The sequence below is a fragment of the Microcystis sp. M31BS1 genome (assembly GCF_020245285.1).
Lineage (GTDB): Bacteria > Cyanobacteriota > Cyanobacteriia > Cyanobacteriales > Microcystaceae > Microcystis > Microcystis panniformis.
In genome coordinates, this window is the sequence record NZ_JADBVE010000332.1 from 1 (window position 1) to 10,451 (window position 10,451).

9 protein-coding genes and 2 pseudogenes are annotated in these 10,451 nt (G+C 45.2%); 4 read left to right on the forward strand and 7 right to left on the reverse strand.

The genetic code is table 11. The features are described from left to right. The 3 genes and pseudogenes from IM509_RS18790 to IM509_RS18800 form a co-directional block, all read left to right on the forward strand. Positions 1-124: pseudogene (locus IM509_RS18790) on the forward strand (IS630 family transposase); the annotation flags it as partial. Positions 125-509: 385 nt separating this feature from the next. Beyond that, positions 510-989 carry a hypothetical protein gene (locus IM509_RS18795; RefSeq protein WP_041804515.1) on the forward strand — a complete coding sequence of 160 codons (480 nt, stop codon included), beginning with the start codon at positions 510-512 and terminating at the stop codon, positions 987-989. Positions 990-1,208: 219 nt separating this feature from the next. Further along, a complete protein-coding gene (locus IM509_RS18800; RefSeq protein WP_052275859.1) occupies positions 1,209-2,861 on the forward strand; it encodes an acetolactate synthase large subunit in 1,653 nt (550 codons plus the stop codon). A 97-nt stretch (positions 2,862-2,958) separates the two neighbouring features. Here the strand turns inward: IM509_RS18800 and IM509_RS18805 are convergent, their stop codons facing one another. Further along, positions 2,959-4,203, reverse strand: a complete 1,245-nt coding sequence (locus IM509_RS18805; RefSeq protein WP_052275858.1) for a DUF4912 domain-containing protein — start codon at positions 4,201-4,203, stop codon at positions 2,959-2,961. A gap of 465 nt (positions 4,204-4,668) precedes the next feature. Between IM509_RS18805 and IM509_RS18810 the strand changes: the two genes are divergently transcribed. Continuing rightward, positions 4,669-6,006 carry a histidine phosphatase family protein gene (locus IM509_RS18810; RefSeq protein ID WP_052275857.1) on the forward strand — a complete coding sequence of 446 codons (1,338 nt, stop codon included), beginning with the start codon at positions 4,669-4,671 and terminating at the stop codon, positions 6,004-6,006. Between the two features lie 128 nt (positions 6,007-6,134). On the opposite strand, the gene crtD is transcribed toward IM509_RS18810, so the two are convergent. From crtD to IM509_RS18840, 6 genes and pseudogenes are all read right to left on the reverse strand, one after another. After that, complete coding sequence (gene crtD, locus IM509_RS18815) at positions 6,135-7,643, reverse strand: C-3',4' desaturase CrtD (RefSeq protein WP_052275856.1); 1,509 nt, start codon at positions 7,641-7,643, stop codon at positions 6,135-6,137. Between the two features lie 157 nt (positions 7,644-7,800). Then, entirely contained in the window at positions 7,801-8,718 is a 918-nt protein-coding gene (gene thrB / locus IM509_RS18820) for a homoserine kinase (protein WP_052275855.1), read from the reverse strand. A gap of 2 nt (positions 8,719-8,720) precedes the next feature. Continuing rightward, positions 8,721-9,431: a superoxide dismutase gene (locus tag IM509_RS18825; protein ID WP_052275854.1), complete on the reverse strand. Its 711-nt coding sequence runs from the start codon at positions 9,429-9,431 to the stop codon at positions 8,721-8,723. Between the two features lie 521 nt (positions 9,432-9,952). Then, positions 9,953-10,096, reverse strand: a pseudogene (locus IM509_RS18830) (PIN domain-containing protein); the annotation flags it as partial. After that, positions 10,093-10,314, reverse strand: a complete 222-nt coding sequence (locus tag IM509_RS18835) for a UPF0175 family protein (RefSeq protein ID WP_185237642.1) — start codon at positions 10,312-10,314, stop codon at positions 10,093-10,095. The pseudogene IM509_RS18830 and the gene IM509_RS18835, both read right to left, overlap by 4 nt. 34 nt (positions 10,315-10,348) lie before the next feature. Then, on the reverse strand, positions 10,349-10,451 hold a 103-nt coding region (locus IM509_RS18840; RefSeq protein ID WP_287717324.1), incomplete at its 5' end, for a transposase.

The following is a 10,451-nucleotide window of genomic DNA, read 5'->3' on the forward strand; positions in this document are numbered from 1 at the left end:
TGACTTTTCTTCAGCTATTTATGAATGTCTGAATGATGCCCATCTGAAACATAAAAAAGAACTGGATTCCTTGCTGACTCTACGATTTCAGAAGTTTAATAAATCTCAGATTATGAACGTCTAAAGTATATTAAGAATAGGAGGCTGGGTAAGCAACCGCTTAAAAAACCCAGTCATCAACCGATGAACGCACCTTGAAAACTAGAGTTATGGGGTTCTATAGGGGAATGCTCCTATAGGTAAAATTCTCAGCACCAAGTACCAGAGAAACCAAGTATTTTAGAGGTTTTGAACCGTATCGTAGGGGACCCCGAAAACAGGCTTCTGTAAGGGAGCGAAAGTCTGAGGAGAGAACCACCCAGAGGTGGGATTTCGCCAGGAATCTAATTCAAGTGGACTCGTTGAGCCATAAATTCACAGCAGTGATGCTAGAAGAATCCACGTCCGTTTACGGCGTGGGGTATGTCAAAATAGAAGATTACCTGGATTATTTTTGCGGGGGGCGATCGGTGATTCTCAATTTTTCCCTAAGGATTGTAGCGGCCAAAGGCAGACTATTCTGTAAGTTTTCACTCTACAAAACCTATCGGGTGGTCAGTACCGCCCCCGTCGATGTCCTCTGGCAAAAATTAATCAATGTGGCCGATGTCTCTTGGCATCCTTTGATTGCCAAGGCTGATGTTCCCTTGGGTTTAATCGCTAAACCGGGGTTAATCTATCAAGCTGTCACCCGTCTGACTCCCATTCCTATCCGGGTTTTCGTGGAAAATGTCCGTCCCGGGGAACTTCTCAGCCTCAGAGTTCTCGCTATCCCCGGCATGGAACAGAAAATGACCTACCAAGTGGAATCAACCCTCTGTGGTAGTTATATTTCCTATTCTGTCACTCTGCGGGGTTGGCTGTCCCCCTTTATCTGGTGGTTAAGTCGTCCCTATTTAGCCAAAGTCGCCGCCCAACTGGCCCACGCCGCCGAAGAATTAACGGCCTAAAAAAAATTCTCCCCAATTGTGCTAATAAATAATCTGCCAAGGGTCAAGATCTAAGTCACAATGGTATATGGATAGACTTAAACAAAATTTTAGTCAGCTACATTGGTACATATAGTCTACTGATATCATCCCGACGAGTTGAGCGCAACAACCTCAATCCGCCGGGATGAACTATCTCTAGAGACTTTACTGATGAAGTAAGCTCTACAGGAGGGAACTATGGGGGAATTAAACACAGCCGAACTTCTAGTTAAATGTCTAGAGAATGAAGGGGTCGAGTATATTTTTGGGCTACCCGGGGAAGAAAACCTCGATGTTTTGGAAGCCCTAAAAAACTCCTCGATCAAATTTATCACCACCCGTCACGAACAGGGTGCCGCTTTTATGGCCGATGTCTATGGACGCTTAACGGGAAAAGCGGGGGTTTGTCTCTCCACCTTAGGACCGGGGGCGACTAACCTAATGACAGGGGTAGCCGATGCTAACCTCGATGGGGCGCCCTTGGTGGCTATCACCGGCCAGGTGGGAACCGATCGGATGCACATTGAATCCCATCAATACCTGGATCTGGTGGCCATGTTCGCCCCGGTGACGAAATGGAATAAACAAATCGTGCGGCCAGGTATCACCCCAGAAGTGGTACGGAGAGCCTTTAAAACCGCCCAAAGTGAGAAACCGGGGGCAGTTCATATCGATCTTCCTGAAAATATCGCCGCTATGGCTGCCGATGGTAGTCCTTTGCCCCTCGATAGTCAGGAAAAAGTTTACGCTTCCTATCGGACTTTGAACATGGCGGCGGCGGTGATTTCTAAAGCGAAAAATCCCTTGATTTTGGCGGGAAATGGGGCAATTCGCGCTAATGCTAGTGAGGCTTTAACGGAATTCGCCACGGCCTTGAATATCCCTGTGGCTAACACTTTTATGGGTAAGGGGGTGATTCCCTATACCCATCCTCTGGCTCTTTGGGCGGTAGGATTACAGCAACGGGATTTGATTAGTTGTGCTTTTGAGCGCAGTGATTTAATTATCGCTGTTGGTTACGATTTAATCGAGTATTCCCCGAAAAAATGGAATCCAGACGGGAAATTACCGATTATTCACATCGGCATGACTCCGGCGGAAATTGACAGCAGTTATGCCCCGGTGGTGGAAGTGGTGGGTGATATCACCGATTCTCTCATCGATATCCTCAAACGGGCTGATCGCCAGAATAAACCAACTCCTGTTACTGCGGGATTAAAGACGGAAATTCGGGCCGATTACGAAACCTATGCCAATGATACGGGTTTTCCGATCAAGCCACAAAAATTGATCTACGATCTGCGTCAGGTGATGGGACCGGAAGATATCGCCATTTCTGACGTGGGCGCTCATAAAATGTGGATGGCCCGCCATTATCACTCCGATTGTCCTAATACTTGCATTATTTCTAACGGTTTCGCCGCTATGGGTATTGCCATCCCTGGTGCGATCGCCGCTAAGTTAGTTCATCCCGATAAGCGCATTGTGGCGGTGACGGGAGACGGCGGTTTTATGATGAATTGTCAGGAATTGGAGACAGCTTTGCGGGTGGGAACTCCCTTCGTCACTCTCATCTTTAATGATGGCGGTTACGGTTTAATCGAATGGAAGCAGTTTAATCATTTTGGGACCTCTTCTTTTATTAAGTTTGGTAATCCCGATTTTGTTAAATTTGCCGAAAGTATGGGATTAAAAGGCTATCGGGTGGAATCTGCTCAGGATTTGATCCCAATACTAGAGGATGCTTTCCAGCAAGATGTCCCTGCGGTGATCGATGTTCCCGTCGATTACGGTGAAAATCTGCGTCTTTCCCAAAAATCGGGCGATTTAAGCTGTCAGATTTGGGAATAGAAGTTGATAGCGTTGACAATCCCCAAAAAATCCCCTAACTAAATCTCAGTTAGGGGGAGGTAATTAGGTTGGCTTTGGTAACGTTAGAAAACCCGATCTAGAATAACCATTCTAGAACCGCCTCATCTTTAGTGTTGGTATTGCGAGAGGGAGTTTCCCGGGTAAATTTCATGTGGATAGAACGATTTTGTTCCCCATCGGCGGCCACGGCCATAATCGGATAATCGATTAAACCATCTTGGAAGGACATCTGATAGCGGAAAGTGCCATCGGGATTGAGTTTAATCGGACGACCACCGATAGTTACGGTGGCATCGGGTTCGGTGGCACCATAGACGATTAATTCGGCATCGGCAACTAACCAGAATTTGCGCGGACGTTGTAGGGTTTCCGAAGCACCCATACCGATACCAGAAGCAGTCATCCCGATACCGGAAGCGGTTAGTCCCGATACCGTGGGAACTGCCCACATACCAACCCCAGAGGGGAATACATAAGAACTGATCACTTCCGACATCGGTACGGAACCAGCGACGTGCTGCATGGAACCAAACAAGGAACCGGCCACCCGTAGGGCCTCGATATCGCCGACACTCTCGAAAATTTGGTCGTAGATAGGGCTTCCAGTGGTTCCGGTGCTGCTGTCGTAGCGTTTGCTGGGGGGAACGAGTTCGTAAACAGTTTTACCCACCAGTTCTTCTTCCCAGTTAACGGTGACAAAAATATCTTCAATCCAGTCGGAAGGATAGACGGGAGGAATCCGCACTAAAGGAGAACGGGCCAAAACTAACCAACGACCATCAGCACAACGATAACCGATATCGATAACATAATCTCGATCGCTGACTGGAATTGGTAAATACCATTCCCGGGCTAATTCATCACAGAGATATTCTTGGACACTGTGGGCGCCTTGGCTATTGAGATCGATATCGGTGACATCATAAAGACGCAGGGCTAACTGTTGTCCCCCTTGACGACGTAGATCTTCTTTCGATTCGTTGGGGATATCCCAGTAAGCATAGGCCCACTGAGGATCGCGAGGTAGGAGGGTAATGCGGTTTTCACCGTAGCCACCGGGCAGATCTCCTAAACCATCATCCACTGAACCTAGTATATCTTCGATCGGGTTAGCTTGACCTAATTCAAATTTTGCTGCTTCCACTGGTTTTTCCTCTTTAATAATAGATTTAAAATTGCCGCTTACTCCCATAGCTTGGGTAATTGACTCGATTAACTGCGTTTTCCGCATCCGACTGTAACGAGAGATGCTGTATTGACTGGCAACTCGTCGTAGTTGCCGCAAGGTCATCTCATCTAAGGGGGGGTATTCTGGAACCATGAGTTGACGCTCTCCGATTAGTTACGACGGCAAATGTTTTTGGGCATTTGCAAAAGCAGTGATCTGGGTAATCCTTCTAACTACTCATCGATTGCTTTGTGAACGAGAGATCCACTCGATGGGGATCAAGGGAATCGCTTGTTATAAATACCTATTAAACAGCAAGATTCCGATTTTGACCAAGTACATTGTCATGGTTTCTTGATAAAACCGCCAAACCCTTGATCCCAAAGAGATTGTTATATCAGGAAGTTTTGATATTCTTATTGGCTGTTGGGGTTTTAGGGTGTTGGGGTTTTAGGGTGTTGGGGTTTTAGTTGAAATTCCCCCACGTCCCCACTCCCCCACTTCCCCACTTCCCCACTTCCCCACTTCCCCTAATCCCTATCCCCTAACGAGACTGTACTCCGATCCCGATCGCCTGTAATCTGATATTGAGACTTTTAGTTAAGGAGACTGAACCGCTTGGCTACTCGTGTGATTATTGTTCGTCATGGACAAAGCAGTTATAACGCAGAGCAGAAAATACAAGGTCGCAGTGATGGCTCGGTTTTGACGGAAAAAGGGCATCTGGACGCGGAAAAAGTAGGAAATGCCCTCAGTCAAATCGATATCGCCGCTTTTTACTGTAGTCCTCTCCAAAGAGCCAAATCTACTGCTGAGGTGATTCAGTCTCGTTTAAATCACTCTCCCGTCATTCAACCCACTTCGCAGTTACTAGAAATCGATCTGCCTATCTGGGAAAATATGGTCAAAGAGGAGGTAAAAGCTCAATACCCCCAAGAATATCGGGATTGGCACCAAAAACCTCACGAATTCAAGATGATACTGCCCGATGGTCAAGAACATTACCCCGTTCTCTCCCTCTATCAACAAGCGCAGGATTTTTGGCGAGAAATTATTCCCCAACACGAGGGACAAACTATACTAATTGTTGCCCATAACGGTATTAATCGCTGTTTAATCCTCAGTGCCATCGGTATTCCGGTTTCCTTATACCATTCCCTACAACAATCTAACTGTTGCGTTAATGTTCTCAATTTTACGGGTAATTTTGGTGATCCTGTCCAGGTGGAATCCCTCAATCAAACGGCACACCTAGGGATAGCTTTACCCCCACCGCGTCCTCCTTTCCAAGGTTCTAGGCTGCTGCTTGTGCGTCACGGAGAAACCCAATGGAATCGGGATAAACGTTTTCAAGGGGTGCGCGATATTCCTCTCAATGATAATGGCAAAGCTCAAGCTGAGAAAGCCGCCGAATTTCTGCGAGAAACGGCGATCGATCACGCTGTCACCAGTCCTTTGTCCCGTCCCAAGGAAACTGCCCAAATTATCCTGCAATATCACCCCGATATCACCTTAGATACCCAAGGGGATCTGACAGAAATCTGTCACGGACTTTGGGAAGGTAAATTAGAGGAGGAAATTGAAGCGAGTTTCCCCGGGATGTTAGAAGACTGGAAAAATGCCCCGGAAACCGTGCAAATGCCGGAAGGGGAGAATTTACAGGAAGTTTGGGATCGAGCGATCGCTTGTTGGCGGCAAATCGTTAAAACCTATAGTAATAGCGATAGTCCTAAGACAATTATGGTGGTAGCTCACGATGCCATTAATAAGGTGATTCTTTGTTATTTATTGGGTTTAAAACCCGCCAATTTCTGGAATATTAAACAGGGAAATGGTGCGGTTAGTGTCATCGATTATCCCAAAGGAGTTGACTCTCAACCAGTCCTACAAGCAATTAATATTACCTATCATCTAGGATCAGGAATACTCGATCGCACGGCAGCTGGTGCTTTATAACAGTTATCAGTGATCAGTTATCAGTTATCAGTGGGTAAGTTAACAGTTATCAGTTATCATTATTCAGTATTCAGTATTCAGAAGATTGCTTTTATTTATTCTTCCCAATTCATAATTCATAATTACGGCTAACTAGAAGCCAATAATTTATTCTCAATCTGTCTAACTACCGTGAGTGCCGAATAGCTGACTCCGGCAGTGCCTTCTCCCGGATGGGTGGAATCTCCCACTAACCAAAGATGGGGGATCGGAGTGCGCGTCGCTACGCCAAAAGGGCCAAAAGTGGACAATCTTTGACCAATACCGCCGACAATGCCCTGATTTCGCCCCGTAAACCGTTCAAAAGTACGAGGTGTAGCTGATTCGATATGAACGATGTGATCAGGGCTAAGATGGAAATAATTACCGAGACGCTTGATCGCCTCTTGGGTGTATGCTGCTTTTAATTGCTGATAATTATCTGCTCCTTTTCGCCACCAAAGACTGGTATCGGTGAAGGAAGAAGCAATAATCGTCGCTTTTCCCACTGGAGCGCGGCCATCCCCTTCTTTACTCACGGAAACAAACAAAGAGTTATTTTCGCCGATTATGCCATCGTAATCGTAGAGGAATTGCAAATGGGGGGGACAATCGGGGGGAATAGCAGCGCGATCGACTCCTAAGTAAACCACAAAAGCAGCGGATGCGGGGGGAAGTTTTTCGATTCTCTGGTGATAAAGACTGGGAATGGCTTCGCGATCGATTAATTGTGGTAAATTTTGGATCGGGATATTAGCGACAATTTCATCGGCCATTTCTGAATTTATTTGGTCATTTTTTTGATTTCTGACGATAATTCCCGTGGCTTTTCCCTTTTCTGTCAGTATTTTTTCCACTGTGTGGCGCATTTGCAATTTACCGCCGTATTTTTCCAAAGCTGCTACTAGGCGATCGCTTAATACTTGCATACTACCCTGAAGGTGGGATAAACCTTGGGGAGACTGAGAAACTGCTAAAGCGGTGGCGGCATAAAGTAAAGCGGTTTCATCGGCAGTAACTTGGGAATAAAGCTTTAACTGGAGATCAAGAAAGGTTTTTAGGCGTTTATCCCTCTCTAAGCCGTATAATCGCAGAGCATCCCCCACAGTCATCAAAGTAAAAGGGAAGGTAATGGCAGTATCTAAACGCAAAGCGGCGATTAATTGCCCTAAATCCCACCAGTTGCGCGGGGGTAAAACTGGATCGCGACTTTGAAAACGCCAACTTGCTTGAAAGAGTTTTTGTAATAATTGCCAAAAAGGTTCGCTGCCCGGAAATTGTTTTTGTCTTTCCTCTTGCCACTTTTGCCGATCGCGCCAGACGTTAATCGCAGTGGTTTCCCCCGGCAGAAAAACTGCACAGGCGGGATCGCAGGGGACAGAATCGGGTAAATCTATCCCTAATTCGGCAAAAATGCGCTGATGAATGCCCCCTACTTCTAATCCTGCCACTTGAGTTGCCCCCACGTCAAAAGTAAAACCCCGACGGGAAAAAGTCGAGGCACAACCCCCGGGGACGAGCGCCTGATCATATACTGTGACTTGATAACCTCGACGCGCCAATAATGCCGCCGCCGTTAGTCCGCCAATCCCTGCACCAATAACGGTAATTCGCGTCATTTTCTTAACAATTATTTATATCTATTTTTATCCTAACACTGCTGTCTTTTCACTGATTACTGATTACTGTTCACTGAAAAGCTCCCCACTTCCCCACACCCCACTTCCCCACACCCCAACCAATCTGCCATGGACTCTTAACAAGTAAATTGGATGCTTAACAGTTTACTTGCGCCCCTAGGGTATCTAAAGCCAAAATTTTGGCACTGGAGTTAATCCCCACTTCCTTCCAAGCATTTGTCATCTCTGTGGCTGTTTTTTGGGCATTGTCGGGGTTAGTTAAAGCTAATAGGGTGGGACCTGCGCCACTAATTACCATCCCGTAAGCACCCCCATTAATGGCGGCTTTTTTCACCTTTTCGTAACCCGGGATCAAAGATTGGCGATAGGGTTGATGCAGTTTATCCTCTAGGGCAATTCTCAGCCAATCGCCGTTACCCGTCTCCAATCCCCGCAATAATAAACCCAAGCGGGAAATATTGAAAATAGCCTCCTGACGGCTAATTTTTTCCGGTAAAACCGCCCTAGCTTTTGCCGTAGCCAGTTCAAAATCGGGAATCGCCAAGACGGGAATGAGATTTTTTTGCCAAAATACTTGACATATAGCCCAATCTGTGCTATATCCTGCCGATAGCTGACAGTTGCCCCGCAAAGCCGGCACCACATTATCTGGATGGCCCTCCAAAGCGATCGCTAATGCTTCGATTTCCCCCAGAGATAAAGGATTTCCCGCACATTGATTGGCAGCCACTAACCCACCGATAATAGCAGTCGCAGAACTACCTAAACCTCTAGCCAGAGGAACCCCTAAACCGATCTCGATGGCGATAGGGGGCGGATTCTGTCCTATTTTTTGATAAACTTGCAAAAAAGAACTGTAGATTAAATTATCAGCACCTTGGCTAACTTTAGCTGATTCAGTTCCCTTGACAATAATGCTGACAGGGTTAGCTGTCGTTGCTGGCAGCAGGGTAAAAGTAAACTGATTATATAGGGTTAAGGCCGCTCCGAGACAATCGAAGCCGGGCCCAATATTAGCAGTGGTAGCGGGAACTGTTACCGTAAAAGTTGTCATCGTTAAGCTTTTGCCTGAACATAGCGGCGATTTACCTCCTCCCAGTTAACCACATTCCACCACTGTTTTAAATACTCAGCCCGTTGATTACGGTATTTTAAGTAATAGGCGTGTTCCCAGACATCATTGCCCATAATTGGCTGTAATCCCATCATTAGGGGGCTATCTTGGTTAGCAGTGCTGATAATTTCCAGTTGTCCTGACTTATTTAAAACCAACCATGTCCAACCACTACCAAAAAGTTTAGTACCTGCTTGGTTGAAAGCGTTTTTAAATTCCTCGAAACTGCCAAATTTAGCGATTATTGCCGCTCCTATTTCTCCTGTTGGTTCGCCACCGCCATCGGGGGACATAATCTGCCAAAACATCGTATGATTAAGATCGCCGCCGCCATTATTGCGGATAGTGATGCGAAGATCGGCGGGTAAAGAGTCAAGATTTTTAATTAATTCTACTACTGTTTTTTTCTGCAATTCTGGATATTTTGCCACTGCCGTGTTGAGATTATTAACGTAGGCTGCATGGTGTTTATCGTGATGAAATTGCATCGTTTCCTTATCGATATAAGGTTCTAGGGCATCATAGCCATAGGGTAGGGCGATAAGACCATAGGGACCAGTAGCGGCAAAAGCGGCACGGTTAAAACCGACAAGAGTGGCTGTGCCAAGGGTAGCACCTAAAAGATAAAGAAATTGACGGCGATCAAGAGACATATTCTCAGAGCAGATGTTCCGATTATTAATTATCCTATCGATCGGTGCCTTGGCAGAGAAAAGTTTTAATTTTTACCTGTCCGCTCTAAGATGTCAAATTTTTTGAGTAATTGCCGGGGAATTTTAAAAAAATTGTTTACCTAAAATTAAGAGTTAAATTTGGAAGGTTTCTAGAGCGCGTTTTTCTTGAAGTGGGGAGGAAAAAAATCCCATCCCCACACTTGTCAATTTATCGTTGGCTCTTCTCGACTTTGTGTGATAATTTTTGCTTATGTAAGGTTAAATGCTTACTGGGCAAGACTTTTAGGACTATTTTGAAAGAAGAAACTATCAGTATAGACCTCGTTTACACACAGAAACCAGAAGAGCCGAATTGAGTCCTAAAAGAGAAAATAAGCCAGATAAACCTCAAAACAATCCTAAATAGTAAGTAGTCATGCAAAATTAATTACCTGCCCGATCGAGCTAAAACCCTTACGGGGCAATGATCGTCATGTGTAAATAATTTTGCCTAGGTACTTACCTGGTACAGCATAACCTAATCCTGTCATTTCTTCATAAACAGCTACTGGAATAATAATTGTTCCATAAATATCATGGAGCAAGTTAAGATAGCCGATAGCAGCTAAACTGGTAATAGGAGAGGTGTTACTAACAACAATCACAGATCACCTAAAGTTTTTAAGGTTTCTAATTCTTGTTGCCAATCTACACTATCATAATTTACGCAAATATTCCTCTTGGCGATTTCTTGACGAAATTCAATTAAAGATAAGTTGGCAAAATCAGCTGCTTTTGCGCTACTGATATGATAATCTCTAAACATAATGATTGCCAGTTCTAGTCGCAACAGTTGCTCGTTTTTTCCTGTTGCTTGTATAATTTCGGCTCTTCTGGTTTTCGTGTGTTAATTTTTGTTATGAATTAAAGCAAGCAAACAGCTTAAGTCGAAGATGTTCAAAATTGGTAAATCCATAACTCATTCTTTTAATAAGCTTTATTTTGGTATTCATTCCCTCA